Annotated in this window: 9 protein-coding genes; 5 read left to right on the top strand and 4 right to left on the bottom strand. The window is 69.5% G+C overall.

The window, feature by feature from the left end; genetic code table 11:
* Positions 1-20 precede the first annotated feature (20 nt).
* Entirely contained in the window at positions 21-1,514 is a 1,494-nt protein-coding gene (locus VGI12_08765) for a circularly permuted type 2 ATP-grasp protein (GenBank protein ID HEY2432755.1), read from the top strand.
* Entirely contained in the window at positions 1,508-2,524 is a 1,017-nt protein-coding gene (locus VGI12_08770; protein HEY2432756.1) for an alpha-E domain-containing protein, read from the top strand. Before VGI12_08765 ends, VGI12_08770 begins: the two co-directional genes overlap by 7 nt.
* A 14-nt stretch (positions 2,525-2,538) precedes the next feature.
* Here VGI12_08770 and VGI12_08775 read toward each other — a convergent pair whose 3' ends face one another.
* Positions 2,539-3,621, bottom strand: a complete 1,083-nt coding sequence (locus tag VGI12_08775; protein ID HEY2432757.1) for a putative zinc-binding metallopeptidase — start codon at positions 3,619-3,621, stop codon at positions 2,539-2,541.
* Positions 3,622-3,638: 17 nt separating this feature from the next.
* Here VGI12_08775 and VGI12_08780 point away from each other — a divergent pair, with 17 nt between their 5' ends.
* From VGI12_08780 to VGI12_08790, 3 genes are read left to right on the top strand one after another with little or no spacing between them, the layout of a single operon-like run.
* The gene (locus VGI12_08780; GenBank protein ID HEY2432758.1) at positions 3,639-6,920 is read left to right on the top strand and encodes a transglutaminase family protein; all 3,282 of its coding nucleotides are present in this window, start codon (positions 3,639-3,641) and stop codon (positions 6,918-6,920) included.
* Positions 6,917-9,337, top strand: coding sequence for a circularly permuted type 2 ATP-grasp protein (locus VGI12_08785; GenBank protein ID HEY2432759.1), 2,421 nt, complete (start codon positions 6,917-6,919; stop codon positions 9,335-9,337). The genes VGI12_08780 and VGI12_08785 overlap by 4 nt, the downstream gene beginning before the upstream one ends.
* Positions 9,334-10,224, top strand: coding sequence for a transglutaminase family protein (locus tag VGI12_08790; GenBank protein ID HEY2432760.1), 891 nt, complete (start codon positions 9,334-9,336; stop codon positions 10,222-10,224). Before VGI12_08785 ends, VGI12_08790 begins: the two co-directional genes overlap by 4 nt.
* On the opposite strand, the gene VGI12_08795 is transcribed toward VGI12_08790, so the two are convergent.
* The 3 genes from VGI12_08795 to VGI12_08805 are packed head-to-tail and all read right to left on the bottom strand — an operon-like array spanning position 10,196 to position 18,107.
* Positions 10,196-13,603 carry an FG-GAP-like repeat-containing protein gene (locus tag VGI12_08795; GenBank protein ID HEY2432761.1) on the bottom strand — a complete coding sequence of 1,136 codons (3,408 nt, stop codon included), beginning with the start codon at positions 13,601-13,603 and terminating at the stop codon, positions 10,196-10,198. The genes VGI12_08790 and VGI12_08795 overlap by 29 nt on opposite strands.
* A complete protein-coding gene (locus VGI12_08800) occupies positions 13,600-15,285 on the bottom strand; it encodes a CRTAC1 family protein (protein ID HEY2432762.1) in 1,686 nt (561 codons plus the stop codon). The genes VGI12_08795 and VGI12_08800 overlap by 4 nt, the downstream gene beginning before the upstream one ends.
* Positions 15,282-18,107, bottom strand: a complete 2,826-nt coding sequence (locus VGI12_08805) for a tetratricopeptide repeat protein (GenBank protein ID HEY2432763.1) — start codon at positions 18,105-18,107, stop codon at positions 15,282-15,284. Before VGI12_08805 ends, VGI12_08800 begins: the two co-directional genes overlap by 4 nt.
* Positions 18,108-18,259: the final 152 nt, after the last annotated feature.

The raw sequence follows: 18,259 nt of genomic DNA on the forward strand, positions 1-18,259 counted from the left end.
GCCAGAATGCGGCGATTGCCATGCGGTTCTCCGACTACGACGCCGGTGATTTCTACGACGAGATGTTCGACGGCCGCGGGCCGCGCCGCTTCGCGCGGGCGTTGGCCGGCTTCGTCAACGGCCTGCCCGACGGCGAGCTGAAGCGGCGGCAGCGCTCTGCCGAGCGGGCGCTGCTCAACATGGGGATCACCTTCAACGTCTACGGCGACGGCGCCGGCGCCGAACGCATCTTTCCCTTCGACCTGATCCCGCGCATCGTGCCGGCCCGGGAATGGCAGGTGATCGAGCGCGGCCTGAAGCAGCGCATCCACGCGCTCAATCTGTTTATCGACGATGTCTATCACGGCCGGAAGATTGTCAAGGACGGCGTCGTCCCTGAGGAAATCCTGCGGACCGCGTCGGCGTACCGGAGCGCCTGCGAAGGGCTCGATCCGCCGCTCGGCATCTGGTGCCACATCACCGGCACCGATCTCGTGCGCGATCGCGACGGACAGATCTACGTGCTCGAGGACAACCTGCGGACGCCCTCGGGCGTGTCCTACGTGCTTCAGAACCGGACGCTGATCAAGCGGACCTTCCCGCAGCTCTTCGAGTCGTTCCGCATCCGGCCGGTCGACGACTACGCCAGCCGCCTGCGCGACCTGCTCGAGTCGCTGGCGCCGCCAGACGTCGAGACGCCGCGCGTCGTGGTCCTGACGCCGGGGCCGTACAACTCCGCGTATTTCGAGCATTCGTTCCTCGCGCAGCAGATGGGGGTCGAGCTCGTCGAGGGGCGCGACCTGGTCGCCTCGGACGGCTCCGTCTGGATGCGGACGACCAAGGGCTTCGAGCGGGTCGACGTCATCTATCGCCGCATCGACGACGACTTCATCGATCCGTCGGTGTTCCGAGCCGATTCGCTGCTCGGCGTGCCGGGGCTGTTCGACGTCTACCGACTCGGCCGAGTCGCGCTCGCCAACGCGCCAGGCACCGGCATCGCCGACGACAAGGTGATCTATACCTACGTGCCGGCGATCGTGAAGTACTACCTGGACGAGGACCTGATCCTGCCCAACGTGCCGACGTTCCGCTGTTGCGATGCCGGGCATCGCCAGCACGTGCTCCAGAACCTGCACGCGCTCGTCGTCAAGGCGGCGGATCAGTCGGGCGGCTACGGCATGCTGGTCGGGCCGCACGCGACCGCCGCCGAGCGCGAGGAGTTCGCGCGCCGGATCGAGGCCTCGCCGCGAAGCTACATCGCGCAGCCGACGCTGTCGCTGTCGCGAGTGCCGACCATCGCCGACGGCGCCCTGCGCGGGCGGCACGTCGACCTGCGCCCCTACATCCTGTCCGGGGAGAGCGTGTTCGTGCTGCCCGGCGGCCTGACGCGGGTCGCGCTGCGCGACGGGTCGCTGGTCGTCAACTCCTCGCAGGGCGGCGGCAGCAAGGACACCTGGGTCCTGGCCGACGACCGCGACGCCGAGATCGACGGCGTCGATCCGCCGGCAGGGATGGGGGGGCAGACGCAATGCTGAGCCGCGTCGCCGACTCGATCTACTGGATGAGCCGCTACATCGAGCGCGCCGAGAACGTGGCGCGATTCGTCGACGTCACGCTCAACCTGATCCTCGACATGCCGGTCGGCTCGCTGCAGCAGTGGCAGCCGCTCGTCGACACGACCGGCGACACCGGCGAGTTCGGGCGCCGCTACGGGGGCGCCTCGCAGACCTCGGTCGTCCAGTTCCTTACCTTCGATCAGGAGAACCCCAACTCGATCCTGTCGTGCCTGCGCGCGGCGCGCGACAACGCCCGCTCGGTGCGCGAGATTATCTCGTCGGAGATGTGGGAGCAGATCAACGAGTTCTACCTGATGGTCAACGCCGCGGCATCCGACCCGCGCGGCCTTGGCGCGACGCCCAGCCTGTTCAGCTCGGTGAAGATGTCGAGCCATCTCTTCACCGGCGTCATGGAAGCGACCATGACCCACAACGAGGGCTGGCACTTTGCGCGGCTCGGGCGCCACCTGGAGCGCGCCGACAAGACGTCGCGCATCCTCGACGTCAAGTACTTCCTGCTGCTGCCGGCGGTGGCGGACATCGGCACGACCTACGACGACATCCAGTGGGCGGCGGTGCTGCGTTCGGCCAGCGCCTTCGAGATGTACCGCAAGCGGCACGGGCGGATGTCGCCGGAGCGGATCGTCGAGTTCCTGCTGCTCGACCGCGAATTCCCGCGGGCGATCCACTGGTGCATGCTCCAGGCGCGCTCGTCGGTGCACACGATCTCGGGGACGCCGGCCGGCATGTTCCGCACCGGCTTCGAGCACCTGCTCGGCGAGGTGTGCTCGGAGCTCGCCTACGGGCAGTCGGACGAGATCGTCGCGAAGGGTGTGCACGAGTATCTCGACCATCTCCAGGCGCGCATGAACCTGATCGGCGCCGGCATCCACGACACCTTCTTCGCGCGGCAGCTGGCCCCGCCGCCCGTGCAACCCACGACCCCGCGCCGCAAGGGCCAGCGCCGCGCCGCCGAGCGTCGCGCATGAGGCGGCCGGCGCGCCTACGGCGTCGGCCGCGCGCCGCGCTGAACGACGTCATGGACGTAGCGCAGCTTGTCGATGACGGCCGGCGACAGCACGAACGGATAGGCATCGGGCTGGCCGAGACCGCGACTGAGGTTGTTGAGCAGATACGCCACCGGCAGCCAGCTGTCGATGACGCGCTCGAAGGGTCCGCCGCCGTCGCCCGGCACCGGCGGCGACGCCGGCAGCGTCGGTTCATCGCGGCGATGCGGACGAAGACGCAGACCGCAGTGTGCCGCCATCTCCAGCGTATCGAGGATGTGCAGGTAGTGCGCCCACGTCTCGGCCCAGTCTTCCCAGGGGTGGGCCGTGGAATAGGCGCTGACGAACCGATCCCGCCAGTTGGCCGGCGCCCCGTCGCGGTAGTGCGCCGAGAGCGCCGCGCCGTAGTCCTGCCGTTCGTCGCCGAACACGTCGCGAAAGCCGGCGACGGCGCCGTCCTGCTTGATCAGGCGATCCCAGTAGTAGTGGCCGCTCTCGTGCCGCATGTGGCCGAGCAGCGTCCGGTACGGCTCGCCCAGTCCTGTCCGCCGCTTCTCGCGCTCCGCGTCGTCGGCCTCGGCGACGTTGAGCGTGATGACGCCGTCGGCGTGGCCGGTCAGCACCCGGCCCCTTTCGCCGGGAGGGTCGGCGAGGAACTCGAACGCGAGACCGCGCAGCGGATCCTCGTCGCGCGTCGCGATCGGCAGCTGCGCAGCGGTCAGCGAGTAGACGAGACGGCGCTTGGCGGTCTCGAGACGATACCAGGCGAGCTTGTGGCCGGGCACGTCGAGATCGGGAATGACCCGCGTCAGCCGGCACGACTGGCAGAGATCGGCGTCGCCGTCGACGACGGTCCAGTTGCAGACTTCCTCGACACGGTAGTTGCGGCAGAGGCGATAGGTGCGGCCGCCGGCCGCCGGCAGCGGCGAGCGCCACAGGTCGGGTGCGGCGGGATCGGGATCGAGCGATCCCATGACCCGCAGATCCGGCAGGAAGGCGACGCGGCGGCGACACCCGAGGCAGACGGTGTTCTCGAAGAACAGCAGGTTGTCGCAGTGATCGCAATGAAAGACTTTCATCGGGTGGGTCCGTTCAGGTGAGCATTCACGTCGCGCTGAATCACGTTACGCACTATCGCTACGACCGGCCGGTGTCGCTGTCGCCGCACCAGATACGGCTGCGGCCGGCGCCCCACTGCCGTGCGCGTATTCTCTCGTACTCGCAGCGACTCGTCCCGGCGCTGCACTTCATGAACTGGCAGCAGGATCCGTACAGCAACTACGTCGCGCGCGTGACCTTCCCGGAGCGCACGCGCGAGCTGCGCGTCGAGATCGATCTCGTCACCGAGCACGCCGTCTTCAATCCGTTCGACTTCTTCCTCGAGCCGGCCGTCGAGCAGGCGCCGTTCGACTACGAACCGGCGCTGCTCCGCGATTTGCAGCCGTTCCTGCGCGTCGAGCCGATGAGCAGTCGTTTCGAGAGCTATCTCGCGTCGATCGATCGGACGCGTCAGCGGACGATCGACCGGCTGGTCGGCTTGAACCGGCGCCTCAGCCAGGACATCGGCTACGTGATCCGTCTGGAGCCCGGCGTCCAGAGCTGCGACGATACGCTGGCGCGTCGTACCGGCTCGTGCCGCGATTCGGCGTGGCTGCTCGTGCAGCTCCTGCGCCGGCTCGGCCTCGCCGCGCGGTTCGTGTCGGGCTACCTGATTCAACTGGCGCCCGATGTGCCATCGCTCGACGGTCCGAAGGGGGCGTCTCACGACTTCGCCGACCTGCATGCCTGGTGCGAGGTCTACCTGCCGGGTGCCGGCTGGGTCGGGCTCGATCCGACGTCTGGGCTGCTGGCCGGCGAAGGCCACCTGCCGCTCGCCTGCACGCCCGAGCCGACCGATGCCGCGCCGATCACCGGCGCCGTCGACGATTGCAAGGTCGAGTTCACCCACGCGATGACGGTGACCCGGATTCACGAGTCGCCGCGCGTCACCCACCCGTACCGAGACGACGAGTGGACGGCGATTCAGGCGGTGGCGCTCGCCGTCGACGCCGACCTGCGCCGCCAGGACGTCCGGCTGACGATGGGCGGCGAGCCGACGTTCGTGGCGATCGACGATCGCGACGGCGAGGAATGGAACACGGCGGCGCTCGGGCCGGCCAAGCGCGCCCGCGCATTCGATCTGTTGTGGCGGCTGAAGGACGCGTTCGCGCCGCAGGGGCTGCTGCACGTCGGCCAGGGTAAGTGGTACCCCGGCGAGCAGTTGCCGCGCTGGGCGCTTGGCTGCTACTGGCGTGTCGACGGCCAGCCGGTCTGGCGCAATCCAGCGCTGTTCGCCGACGAGTCCCATCCCGACGGCGTGGGCGCCGATGATGCCGAGCGATTCCTGCGCGCGCTCGCCCGGCGCCTCGGGCTCAGCGATCACTTCGTGCGTGCCGGCTACGAAGACGTCTGGTACTACCTGTGGCGCGAGGGGAGGCTGCCTGTCAACGTCGATCCGCTCGACGCCAGGGTCGACGACGAGCTCGAGCGCGCGCGGCTGCGCCGCGTCTTCGATCGCGGACTCGCGGCGCCGGTCGGCTACGCCCTGCCGCTCACGACCGGGCCGGCGCCGGCGGCTGGCTGGCGCACCGGTCCGTGGTTCCTGCGCGATGAAAAGATGTATCTGCTGCCGGGCGATTCGCCGATGGGCTATCGCCTGCCACTCGACTCGCTGCCGTGGGCGGCGCCGGAAGACGTCACGCCGGACATCGAACGCGATCCGATGGCGCCGCATCCGCCGCTCCCTGACGCGGGTGTCGCGGTACCGGATCCGCCTCCGTCGCCGGGCGATGGCGGCCCTCCGCGCCAGCCGACGCGCGGCGAGTCCGCGCGCGACAGCATCAGGACCGCCGTCTGCGCCGAGTCGCGCAACGGCACGCTGCACGTCTTCATGCCGCCGATGCCGATCCTCGAGGCCTATCTCGATCTCGTCAGCTGTGTCGAGGAGACGGCGGCGGCGCTCGGCGTCCGCGTGGTCGTCGAAGGCTACCGTCCGCCCGACGACGATCGCCTGCGGGTGTTCCAGGTGGCACCGGACCCTGGCGTGATCGAGGTCAACGTCCAGCCGAGCGACAACTGGCCGGACCTCGTGACGATCACCGAGCGCCTCTATGGCGAGGCCGTCGGCGCGCGTCTGGCGAGCGAGAAGTTCATGCTCGACGGCCGCCACACCGGCACCGGCGGCGGCAATCACTTCGTGCTCGGCGGCGCGACGGCGAACGACAGTCCGTTCCTGCGCCGGCCCGACCTGCTGCGCAGCCTGGCGAGCTACTGGCACAACCATCCGTCGCTGTCGTTCCTGTTCTCCGGCCTGTTCGTCGGCCCGACCAGCCAGGCGCCGCGCGTCGACGAGGCGCGGCACGACAGCGTCTACGAGCTGGAGCTGGCGTTCGGCCGGCTGCCGGTACCGGGACAGCCGGCGCCGCCGTGGACGATCGACCGGGCGCTCCGCCACCTGCTCGTCGACGTCACCGGCAACACGCATCGCGCCGAATTCTGCATCGACAAGCTGTATCCGCCGGAGGCGTCGGCCGGCCGGCGCGGCCTGCTCGAGCTGCGCGCCTTCGAGATGCCGCCGCATCCGCGCATGAGTCTGGCCCAGCAACTGCTGCTGCGGGCGCTGGTCGCGCGCTTCTGGCGCCAGCCGTATGAAGCGCGCCTGACGCGCTGGGGCACCGACCTCCACGATCGCTTCATGCTGCCGTACTTCGTGTGGCAGGATTTCGAGGAGGTGGTCGACGAGCTGCGGCGCAGCGGCCATGCGATCGATGCGCGCTGGTTCCTGCCGCATCACGAGTTCCGGTTCCCGCACGCCGGCGATATCGCGGTCCGTGGCTTGACGCTGCAACTTCGACAGGCGCTCGAGCCGTGGCCGGCGCTCGGCGAAGAGGGGGCAGCCGGCGCCACGGTGCGATTCGTGGACTCGTCGCTCGAGCGCATGCAGGTGCATCTCACGGGCTTGACCGACGGACGCTTCGTCCTGACCTGCAACAGGCGGGCAGTGCCGCTGCAGCCGACCGGGCGCAACGGCGAGTTCGTCGCCGGCGTGCGTTACCGCGCCTGGCATCCGCCATCGGCGTTGCACCCGTCGATCGGTGTCCACGCGCCGCTGACGTTCGATCTCGTCGACACCTGGATGCGTCGTTCGCTCGGCGGCTGCCGCTATCACGTGGCGCATCCGGGTGGCCGCAGTTATGATCGCTTTCCGGTGAACAGCTACGAGGCCGAGAGCCGCCGCCTCGCCCGCTTCGAGCGGCTCGGTCACACGCCCGGACGGATCGACGCGGCGCCGGCGGCGCCCTCCCGCGAGTTCCCCTTTACCCTGGATCTGCGCACGTGAGCGTCCCAAGCGCCGCCAGCGCGGCGCCGCCGCCCGGCTTCGCGCCGCTGCTCGACGGGTACCGTACGCCCGACGGCCACTACGACGAGCTCCTCGACGCACGCGGACGCGTGCGCGGGCCGTGGGCCTCGTTCGGTCGGCACGTGCCCGACATGAGCGCTGCCACGCTGGCGACCGCGCAGTCACGCGTCGCCAAGCAGATCCAGGAGAGCAGCATCACGCACGCGGTCTACGCGGCGACGGACGGGCGTCTGCGCCCCTGGCAGCTCGACGTGCTCCCGCTCATCGTCACGGCGGCGGAATGGGCGCCGCTCGCCGACGGCGTCGCGCAGCTGGCGCGCCTGCTCAACCGCATGACCGCCGATCTCTACGGGCCGCGGACGCTCCTGCGCGACGGCCTGGTGCCGCCGGCGCTGGTGTTCAGCCATCCCGGATTCCTCCGTGCCTGCCAGGGTACCGTTCCGGCGGCCGGCATCTTCCTTCAGCAGGTCGCCGTCGATCTGGCGCGCAGCCTCGACGGCTCGTGGCAGATCGTCAACGTCCGCACGCAAACACCGGCCGGTGCCGGCTTCGCGCTCGAGAACCGCGCGACGCTCATCCGGATGTTCCCAGAGGCGTTCCGCGAGCTGCACGTGGACGCCGTGGCGCCCTACTTCGCGGCGCTGAACCAGACGCTGGTCCGGACGGCGCCGTGCGACGAGGGGCCGCCGCGCATCGTGCTGCTGACGCCAGGACCGTACAGCGGCCGCTATTTCGAGCACGCCTATCTGGCCCGCTACTTCGGCTTCGCGCTCGTCGAAGGCGCCGACCTCACCGTGCGGCACGATCGCGTGTTTCTCAAGACGATCGAAGGCCTGCGTCAGGTCCACGCGGTCGTCCGACATCTCGCCGACGACTTCTGCGATCCGCTCGATCTGCGCGCCGATTCGGCGCTCGGCGTGCCGGGTCTGGTTCAGGCCTGGCGCGCCGGGCGTGTGCTGGTCGCCAACGCGTTCGGCGCGAGCGTGCTGGAGTCGCCGGCGTTGCGCGGCCTGCTGCCCGATGTGGCGCCGGCGTTCATCGGCGAACCACTCGCCCTCTCGGTGCGGCCCGTCCGGTGGGCCGGCGATCGAGCCGGCGGAGGCGCCGCGGTGGCGGAAGCGCCCGTGCGGTCGTCGTATGCGCCGGTGTGGCACGACGGCCGCCTCGCCAGTCATCCGATGCTTCTACGCGTGTTCGCCGTCGCCGACGGGGACGGCGGCTATCGGGTGATGACAGGCGGCCTGACGCGCACCGGCGGACCCGGCCAGGCGATGGTGACGAGCGGCGCGGGGGGGAGCAAGGATACCTGGGTCCTGTGCGAACCCTCGATCGGTTCGCGCCCGCCGGAGCCGTCGCTCGTGCCGCAGGCCGGCAGGGCGACCGGCGGCGCCGCCGGGGCAGTCTCGAGTCGCGCCGCCGAACACCTGTTCTGGCTGGGACGGTATGTCGAGCGAGCCGAAACCGCCGCCCGTCTCCTGCGCACCGCCCTGGCGGGCCTCAGCGATCCGTCCACGCCCGAGGTGCCGCGGCCGTTCCTGCTTCGGGTGTGCCGGACGAACGGCCTGCTCGAACGGGCCGAATCGATCGAGGGGGACGATGCCGATCCCGATCCGGACTTCGAGAGCGACCTGCCGGCGCCGGACCTGATGGATCGGCTCGTCGACGATCTGTTCGACGCGGAATCACGCCGCAGTCTGGCCTTCGACGTCCGCCAGACGGTCCGCGTCGCCGGGGCCATCCGCGATCGGCTCTCGTCGGACAACTGGCGTCTGCTCAATCAGCTCTTCGCCCTCGTCGCGGTGCGGCCGGCGCGCCGGCCCGACTGCCTCGAGACGCTCGCGCTGCTCGAACGCGCCATCGTGTCGCTCGTCGCGGTCGCCGGCCTCGAGGTGGCGCACATGTCGCGCGACCACGGCTGGCGCTTTCTGAGTATCGGCCGTCATCTCGAACGGCTGCTGGCGATGGCGACGACCTTCGCCACGCTCACGCCGGACGAAGCCGAGGATCCGATCGTCCTCGCATGGCTGCTCGACGCGTCGGGCAGCCTCGGGACGTTCCGGGCCCGCTACGCCCGCCAGCCGGAATGGTCCGCGGTCGTCGAGCTCCTCCTGTTCGATCGCCTGAGCCCGCGCTCGCTGTCGTTCCAGGTCGGCAAGATCGCCTCGCACGTGCCGCAGTTCCCTGACGCGGCGGCGCTCGACATCCTGCCGGATCTCCGCCGCCTCGATCGCGTCTGCCAGGAGGCGGTCGGTCTGCCGGATCGGCGCGCCGGCTCACCGGCGGTTGCGTCGCTGCTCGCCGGCTGCCAGGACGTGGCGCAGCGCGTCTCCGACTCACTCACCGCCCGATATTTCAGCCACGCCTACGAATTGCCGCATGTGACCACGGGACGATGAGCGCGATCTACCGCATCCAGCACGAGACGCGCTATCGCCACAGCGCCCCGGTGACGGTCTCGCAGCACGTCGGCTGTCTCACACCGCGCCGGCTGCCGCAGCAGATCCTCCACGCGTGGCGCCTGGACGTGACGCCGGAACCCGACGACCGCGGCGAGCGCCTCGACTACTTCGGCAACGTGGTGACACAGCTCTCGATCGTCAAGCCGTACACCGAGCTGCTCGTCCACGCCGAGAGCCGCGTCGCCGCAAACGCCCGTCCGCGTCCAATTGCGCCGGACGGGGGCCCGGCCTGGGAAACCGTGCGCGATGCCGGGGCCTGGCGCGTCGGTCGCGCGCTTGGCGACGCCGACGAGTACCGCTATCCGTCGCCGTTCGTCGAGATCGACGCGGCGTTCGCCGGCTACGCGCGCGCCGATTTCGCGCCGCGCCGGCCGCTGCTGGCAGCGGCGATCGCGCTGATGCACCGCGTCCACCACGACTTCACCTTCGATCCCGGCACGACGACCGTCACCACGCCGCTGTCGCGCGTCCTGATCGATCGTCGCGGCGTCTGCCAGGACTTCGCGCACGTGCTGATCGGCTGCCTGCGGTCGCTCGGCTTGCCGGCGCGCTACGTCAGCGGCTACCTGTTGACCGATCCGCCGCCGGGCAGCCCGCGGCTGCTCGGTGCCGATGCCTCGCACGCGTGGCTCTCGGTGTGGTGTCCGTCGCACGGCTGGGTCGATCTCGATCCCACCAACGACGTCCTTCCCGACGAACGGCACATCACCGTGGCGTGGGGCCGCGACTACGGCGACGTCAGCCCGCTGCGCGGCGTCGTCCTCGGCGGCGGCGAGCACGAGCTGTCGGTCGCCGTCAGCGTCGTGCCGGAGGGCGAGGCGTGAGCTCGATCGGCGGCAGCGGGCGCGCGACGATGCGTGTGTGATAGCGCTCGACGTCCGCGATTTGCGCTGCGGTCAGCGGCGGACGCTCGGATGGCGCGAACGGATAGTGCGGCATGCCGTGGAACGGCACCGGACCGAGCGTGTCCGGGCTGGCCGAGTGCAGATCCATCTCCTTGCTGAAGCCGTCGCCAAAGAAGAGGAAGGTCCGCGTCCAGCCGGCTGGAAGGGCCGGCAGCGCCGCCGCGTCGAAACTCAGCGCGATCTCGTCGCCGCTGCGCGCGATGACGAAGCGATCGTCGGACGCGAGCAGCAGCTCCCGCACGTCACCCTCGCGCGTGTAGCGGCCGGGGAAGAGCTTCCACGGCGAGTCGTTCGACACGGTGTCGTAGTCGTAGCCGAACGGCTCGCGCCCGTCGGGTGAGCCTTCCCTGGAGAATCCGCGCCAGTGCAGCGAGGCGGTCAGCGGGTCGAGCGTCGTTTCGCGCGTCTCGGCTCGGCCGTCAGATGTGTCGACGAGCACGCGATCCCAGTAGATCTTCATCGACGTCACGATCCGCACGCGCGCCGCCGACGCCGGCACCTTGCCGGTGAGATCGACCGTCACCGTCTGCGGCCGTCCGGCGGGAAAGCCGATGTCGTCGATGACCGTGCGCCAGCCGCCGACGCCGTCCTCGACCTGCAGCGAGGGCAGCGTCATCCGCAGGCCGCTCTGGCTCGCGGCGTAGTTGTCCACCGAGAAGGCGTAGTCGGTCCAGCCGGTGAGGAGCAGCATCCGGTGGCCGCCAGGGCCGGCGGGCGGCAGCGTCAGGGTCAGTGAATGCATCTTTGCGTAGCCGCGCACGCGATCGGACGCGAACCCGTCGACGAACCTTCGGTCGAGACGCGAGACCGCCTCGAGCACGTCGCGTCCCTGGTCGTCGACCGCGGCGAGCGGCGGGCGCGCGCCGCGCGTGGTGATCAGCCGGAACGGTTCCGGCGTCGTGCGCAAGCCGGCGTTCGGCCATATTTCGACGTCGAGCGGGTGGGCGACGGCAATCAGACGCACGCGGTCGAGGAACATCGATTCCTCGAGCTCGTTGGTGACGCGGATGTCGTAGCGGCCGTCGCGCGGCTTGAGCTGGTCGCCGGTGACCCGCACGTATTCGACCGGATCGGGTGTGTTGCGTTCGCCTGGCGGATCCTCGAGATATCCCATCTCGCCGCCGCCCAGGAAGTCGGTGATGAACGCGAATCGGGTGCCGTCCCAGGTGTAGAGGAACGGGCACGACGAAGGCTTCCGATCGAGCTCTTCGACCTTGAGTGAGCCGGCGATCGTGCCACCGGGCTGGGCCGGTGTTTCCGACTGCAGGATGCCCGACGGCCAGAGGACGCGGATGACGTCGGCGCCGGCGCGCGCGCCAAGGCCAAAGTTCACGTCCGCGGGCGCGGGCGCGGGCGCGGCGGCATAGGTTTCGAGGCGCTGGCGCAGGCTGCCGGCCCGCATGTCGATCTTGGCGCCGATGCCGGATCGGTTGCTGGCTCGCGGCGCCAGCTGCACGTGGACGATGTGGGCCGCGCCTGCACGCGTATTGCGCCAGACGCGGACGCCGTCGCGCCCGCGGAACACGATGTCGGTCGACCCGTCGCCGTCGAGGTCGCCGGTCGCGAGCGCCATCGCGCTGAGGTCTCCTGGAGCGTAGGCCGCCAGCGATCCCGGGAAGGCGCGCGAGGTGACGTCGCTCCAGCCGCTGCCGATGTTGCGCAGCATTTTCGGACCCCCGCTGGTGACGATCAGCAGGTCGAGTAGGCCGTCGGCATCGTAGTCGAGCAACTGCGCCGCGCGCGCGCGCGACGCCGCCGGCAGCGCGGCCGTCGTGAATCCGCCACGGCCGTCGCTGAGCGCCAGCGTGCCCGGGCCGGTCGCGTTGCCGAAGAAGAAGTCGGGGTAGCCGTCCTTGTTGATGTCACCGGCGGCAATGGCGTCGACGTCGGTGGTGACGCGCAGGCCCGCGTCTGCGGCCACGTCCTTGAACGTGCCGTCGCGCATGTTGCGGAAGAGCAGCGGCGCTCCCGCCCCCGCCATCAACAGGTCGATGTCGCGGCGGTTGTCGAAGTCGGTAGGGACGATGGCGGCGATCGCACGCGAAGCGGCGACGCCGGCCTGCGCCGTGATGTCGGTGAATGTGCCGTCGCCGTTGTTGCGCAGCAGGACATTGGCGGCCGGGCCCCCAGCGCCGGCGCGATCGCCGCCGAACGCGATCGCCAGATCGAGATCGCCATCGTGATCGGCGTCGACGAAGGCGGCCGTCCGCCCGGCGGCCCGTCGCTCGATCGCGCTCAATCCGGCGCGTGCGGTGGCGTTCTCGAAGCCCGCCCGCTCCGTCTGGTGGTAGAGCGTGACGCCGTCCGTCCGCACCACCAGGAGATCGGCCCGTCCGTCGTTGTCGTAGTCGCCGACGACCACGGCTGTCGCCGGCGGCAGCGGCGCCGCCCCGAACCAGGCGGCAGTCGTATCGACGAAACGGCCGCGGACATTTCGGAAGACGCGGAGCGAGGTGCCGCCGCCGTCGACCAGATCGAGGCTGCCGTCGCCGTCGAGATCGGCGAGCGCGATGGCGCCGGCATTCGACGGCAACGGTGGAGCGCCGCTGGTGCGGGTCCCTGGCAGCCGCGTCGCAGTGACGTCGGTGAATCCGACCGCCGGCGTCGCGGGATCGACGAGATCCGCCTCTGCCCCCGTCGACGCGATCGCCTCACCGTAGCGGCCTTGTTCGAGATACGCCTGCGAATACGTGACGGCGTAGCCGGTGTTACGGAGTGCCTGGAAGCGATCCATCGCCGCGGGCGCGCCTGGATCGCCGGCGCGTGTCAGCGCGGTCGCCAGACCATAGGCTGCGGTTGCGTTGTACGGCTCCGCCGCCAGCGCGGCGCGAAGCAGGTCGGCCGCCTTCGTGTACTCACGCTGCTCCAGGTACAGCTGCCCGAGATTCGTCGCGGCGCCGGCATCGGCGGGATCCATCTGGCGGACTCGCCCGAACGCCGCGACCGCATCCTCGACCCGGTCGTCGGCGCGGGCGAGCAGGCCCAGCAGGTAGTCGGGCTCCGGACGCCCCGGCAACGCGGCGCGCGCGGCCTCCAGCTCGGTGCGCGCCGCCTTCGCGTCCCCGCCGTAGAACATCGCAATGCCGAGGTTAAGGCGGGCGATGGCCAGCGCGGGATCGATGGCGCGCGCGCGCCGGAACGCCGCGGTCGCGGCGGCGAAGTTGTACTGCTCGAGATAGGCGACACCGGTATTGTTGGCGCGATAGGCGTTGTCCCGCACCGCGACCGCCGGCTGCTGCGCGCGGCCGACGGCGATCAGCAGCGTGACCGCGAGCGCGTGAAGGGTGATGCGGCTCATTTTCTGACGAACGGCACCCGCTGCGAGATGCCCTTTCCCTGTTCGATCGTGATGGTCTGGCCGGCGTCGGCGCCCTCGATCGTCTGCGCGGTGCCGTCCGGCCACTTGATGTCGATCTTCGTCGCCCTCGCGGCGGCGCCGAGTCCGAAAGTCAGCGGCAGTTCGCTCTGCGACAGGTAGCTCGAGCCAGTACGCACCATCAGCCACGGCGACGTGCCGTTGGCGCTCGTCACGCGCGCGAACGCGCCGATCGCGTCGCGGTTGCTCCGGCCCGCGCCGACGAGCTTGACGCGCAGCGCACGATTGTTGTCGCCGCCGTCGTTGCGATACACGTGCGCCGCGCCGTGGTTCACGGTGACGACGAGATCGAGATCCCCGTCGCCGTCGAGATCGGCATAGGCGGCCCCGCGTGCGACGTGCTTCTCGGCCAGCGCCGCGCCCGACCTGGCGGTCACCTCCTCGAACTGCTTCGGGCCGGTGCCTCTGAAGAGATGCGGCGCCTGCGCATACGTGACGCGCGGCTGGACGCTGTTGATGTCGTCGGCGACATGGCCGTTGGCGGCGAAGATGTCGAGGCGGCCGTCGTTGTCGTAGTCGAAGAAGAAACAGCCGAAGGTCAGCGTCAGCAGTGACGCCCTGCCGATCGTCGAGGTCGGCGCCTCGTCGATGAACAGGCCGTTGCCCTCGTTCCGGTAGAGGGCCATCATCTCGTTCGAGAAGTTGCCGATCAGCAGGCTCTGGCGGCCGGAGCCGTCGAAATCGGCGGCGTCGACGCCCATGCCGGCCCGCGCGACGCCAGCCTCGTTGAAGGCGACGCCGGCGGAGACGGCGACGTCCTTGAACGTTCCGTCGTGTTTGTTCTCGTAGAGGTGGTTCGGCTGCGTGTCATTGGCGACGAAGACGTCGACCCAGCCGTCGCCGTTGAAATCGAGGAGTGCGACGCCGAGCCCTTTCGCCGTCGCGTCGCCGATGCCGGCCTTCGCCGTCACGTCCTCGAATCTGCCGTCGCCGAGGTTGTGAAAGAGCTGCGCGCTCTGTCCCTTGTACGATTCCGGCGTGCAGTACGACTTCGCCTTGCCGTCGAGCGTGCAGAAGAGATCTTTGGCGATGGTCCAGTCGACGTAGTGCGCGACGAAGAGATCGAGGCGGCCGTCGCGATCGTAGTCGAACCACGCGGCGCTCGTCGAGAAGCCGCTGCTGCCGACGCCGGCCTGCGCAGTGACGTCGGCGAACTTACCGCCGCCGAGGTTGTGGTAGAGATGATTGCCGCCGAGACCGGTGACGTAGAGATCCGTTCTGCCGTCGTTGTCGAAGTCGGCGGCGGCGGCGCCGAGTCCGTAGAACGACGTCTTGAGCCCGGCGGCGGCGGTGACGTCGGCGAACGTGCCGTCGTGGTTGTTGTGATAGAGGGCAGACGCGGCAGCCTTCGCCGGCTGTCCCGGCCACGTCGTCGAATTCACGAAGAAGAGATCGGGCCAGCCGTCGCCGTCAGCGTCGAACACGGCGACTCCGGACCCCATCGTCTCCGGCAGGTATTTCTTTCCGAACGCGCCGTTCTCGTGCCGGAACTTCACGCCCGCCGCCGCGGTGACGTCGGTGAACGTCGGCAGCGGCGCCTGTGCCCCCACCAGACCCGCCGTCGTCGCGAGCAGCGCGATGAGGCACGTCGACCTCACCGTCATCGCGCCCCCCCAGCAAGTTCCTTCGTGCCCTTCGTCCCGTTCGTGCCCTTCGTGTCCTTGTGTTCATGGATCGATTGGCGCTCGTTGTTGTCGTCGGGATGAAGCTGACGGTATGGCCCGGTGATCGCCTGCGAGGACTCGTCAGCCTTGAACCGTTCGTAGAGTTGTTCTTCGCGCCCGGCCTGTTCGTTGTTGCCGAGCCCTCGATAACAGAGCATCAGGTTGTAGTGCGCCTGCAGGTCTTCCGGATCGACGCTGAGCACCTGTTGGAAGGCTTGTACCGCCGGCGCGAATTGCCGCTGCAGGAACAGGACGCGGCCGATCTGGTTGAGCACGACCCGATCGCGCGGGTACTGCGCCGAGGCCTCGCGCAGATGGGCGAGCGCCTCGTCGTAGCGGCCGGACGTCTTGAGCACCGTGCCGAGGAAGAAATGGGTTTTGGCCAGCTTCGGATCACGCGTCAGCGCCTGCTGCAGCATGCCTTCAGCGGCGGTCATGTTGCCTTCCTGGATCTGCGCGCGCGCGACGTTGACCCAACCGTCGGGGTAGCCCGGCTCCATCTGCGTCACCTTCAGGAACGCCGCTTCGGCACCCTTCAAGTCGCCTTGCAGCAGCAGGCCGATGCCGTAGTCGTTCCAGCGCTCGCGCACGGACGGATCGAGCACCTGCGTCTTCGCGCCGGCGGCCGGCGGTGCGACGCGCAGCGTCGCCTGCGCCTGCGACAGGATCGTGGTCGGGATGTCGGGGATGGCCTTCATCGGACCCGAGACGTGCGAGGTGTCACCCGTGAACTGCCACACGCCGTCGTCGTAGCCGACACCGACCGCATCTTTCGGGGTGCCGGGCGCGCGCACGCCGGCGAACGCCCACTGCGTGTTCCACCAGGCGAACTTGCGGTAGTTCACTTTGGCGCGCAGCGTGATCCGTCCCTTGGCGTCGGGCGGGATGGTCAGGCGGTAGTGGATGGTGTCGGCTGCGCCCGGCGGGATCAAGCGGACGTAGGCGACCGAGCGGGCCGCCCACGCGTTGCGCTTGTTGATCTGGTTCCCGTGGGCGTCGATCAGCAGGCTGCGGTAGAAATGCGCGCCCGATTCGACGGGACCGCGGCCGCCGTCCTCGATGGCGCCGCTGTGAAAGACCGTCCGCCCCTGTTCGTCGAGCGCCTCGAACTCGACCCAGACGTCGAAGGCGTCGACCGTGCCGCCGGGGAAGAAGTGGCCGACCTTGCGAGTGCGGACGACAACTTCGAGGCGCACCGACTCGCCGGGCGTGACCGTCGCATCGATCTTGTCGAGCGGCCCGACGACTTCGGACGGCGTCGCGATGAAGCCCTGCCGCGCGCCGAAGTTCATCGACTCCTCGCCGACGGCGAAGGTGCTGGCCTCGCTCGGCTCCTGGCTCGCCGGCGTCTGAGCGACCGGCCGCGCCTCGGCGCCGCGGACCAGCCCGAAGATGTCGACCGACACCGCCGTCTGCAGGAAGGCCTGCGTCGTCCCGAGCTGTGTCTTGTCGCCGTTCACGAAGGGGATGGCGGTGTTGGCGGCGGGGAAGCGATGGGAGTGGATCATCCCGCCCTTCGCTGCCGGATCGGCGGACGCCACGAGCGGCATGTGGCAGTCGGCGCACATCTGCGGCTTCGGCGGATAGTAGAACGATCGCGCCCCTTGCCCGGAGACGCCGGACGCCTGCCAGTTGTCGTAATCGTTGAAGCCGCGGGACCAGCGGTAGTTGTTCACCGGCACGTCGAGGTGGACTTTGTGGCAGGCCGAGCAGAACTCCGGCGTCTGGGCCGTATGGAACGATTGCAGGAAGGTGCGGCGGTGCGGCTCGGGATCGAGGTAGAGCAGCGTATCGTGCGCCTTTTTCAGGATCGGATTGCTGCTCGCCGCCAGATCGTGCAGCGGCGGGTACTCGATGGTGAAGTCGCCCTGGCCCATCGTGCTGTGCACGCTCGAGATCGAATGGCACGACGTGCAGGCGAGCCCGGCCTGCGCCTCGGGCGTGTCGATCTGGTCCTTGATCGGCCGGTCGAAGCGGCCGTTGAAGAACACCGCGTGATCGTGACAGCCGGCGCACCACTTCGACGAGCGCACGCCGTTGACGTCCTGCATGTACTCGATCGACTTGCGATACCACTGATTGTTGAACGACGAGAAGTGGTGCATCGACGACTTCCACTGGTCGTAGATGTCGCGGTGGCACGAGCCGCAGGTGTCGCTGGTCATGAAGAACGTCGACGGGATCGTGTGCCCGACGTTGGTGTTCGCCGACGACGGGAAGAACGGGCTCGCGGGGCCGGCCCCCTCGCCATCCATGCTGACCGGTGTCGTGGCCGGGTTGACGATGCGCACGGGGGCGCGCTCTGCCGCGGCCTGGCGGACGACGACAGCCGCCCCCCATCCGGCGAGCGCGACGACGGCCAGTCCGGAAAAGATCCTCGCCGGCGTCAACCGCAGCGATGGACGGCGCGCGAGGAGCGACGCCACGGCCAGCCCGATCGCGATAACGGTTCCGGGGGTCATGCAGGCGATGTGCGCGACCAGCAGCGGATGGAACCGCCTCGTGTTGCCGGTGGCGACGAGCGCGATGCCGAGCACCGTACCGGCGGCGAGCGGCAGGGCGGCGGCCCACCACGAGGCGGGGGTCGGCCGTTCGCGTCGCCGCAGCCAGATCACCGCGAGGACGGCGGTCGCGGCGCCGAGCACCACGTGCATCGCGACATTGCCGTAGTAGAAAAGGGATGGCGTCGCAAACAGCGCGAGATAGATGCTGTTGACGACGAGGACGGCGCCGCTCGCGACTAGTATGTTTCTACTACCCATGATGCGTCCGTTTCATCCCCTACAAAAGGGAGAGTGTAATACGTATCCGGGTGTGCGTTCGCGGCGTGATCACGCCCTCGACGAGCGCGGCTATCGAACACGCGGTTCGTCGCCGACGGCACGTCGGGTCAGTGCATCCGGTCGCCGCCCGG

This window comes from Vicinamibacterales bacterium (genome assembly GCA_036496585.1).
Classification (GTDB): domain Bacteria; phylum Acidobacteriota; class Vicinamibacteria; order Vicinamibacterales; family 2-12-FULL-66-21; genus JAICSD01.

Excerpts from the sequence above, each read along its gene's own strand:
- VGI12_08770 (HEY2432756.1), top strand. The coding sequence starts at position 1,508 with ATGCTGAGCCGCGTCGCCGACTCGATCTACTGGATGAGCCGCTACATC.
- VGI12_08790 (HEY2432760.1), top strand. The coding sequence starts at position 9,334 with ATGAGCGCGATCTACCGCATCCAGCACGAGACGCGCTATCGCCACAGC.
- VGI12_08775 (HEY2432757.1), bottom strand. The coding sequence starts at position 3,621 with ATGAAAGTCTTTCATTGCGATCACTGCGACAACCTGCTGTTCTTCGAG.
- VGI12_08800 (HEY2432762.1), bottom strand. The coding sequence starts at position 15,285 with ATGACGGTGAGGTCGACGTGCCTCATCGCGCTGCTCGCGACGACGGCG.
- VGI12_08805 (HEY2432763.1), bottom strand. The coding sequence starts at position 18,107 with ATGGGTAGTAGAAACATACTAGTCGCGAGCGGCGCCGTCCTCGTCGTC.
- VGI12_08765 (HEY2432755.1), top strand. The coding sequence starts at position 21 with ATGCGGTTCTCCGACTACGACGCCGGTGATTTCTACGACGAGATGTTC.
- VGI12_08795 (HEY2432761.1), bottom strand. The coding sequence starts at position 13,603 with ATGAGCCGCATCACCCTTCACGCGCTCGCGGTCACGCTGCTGATCGCC.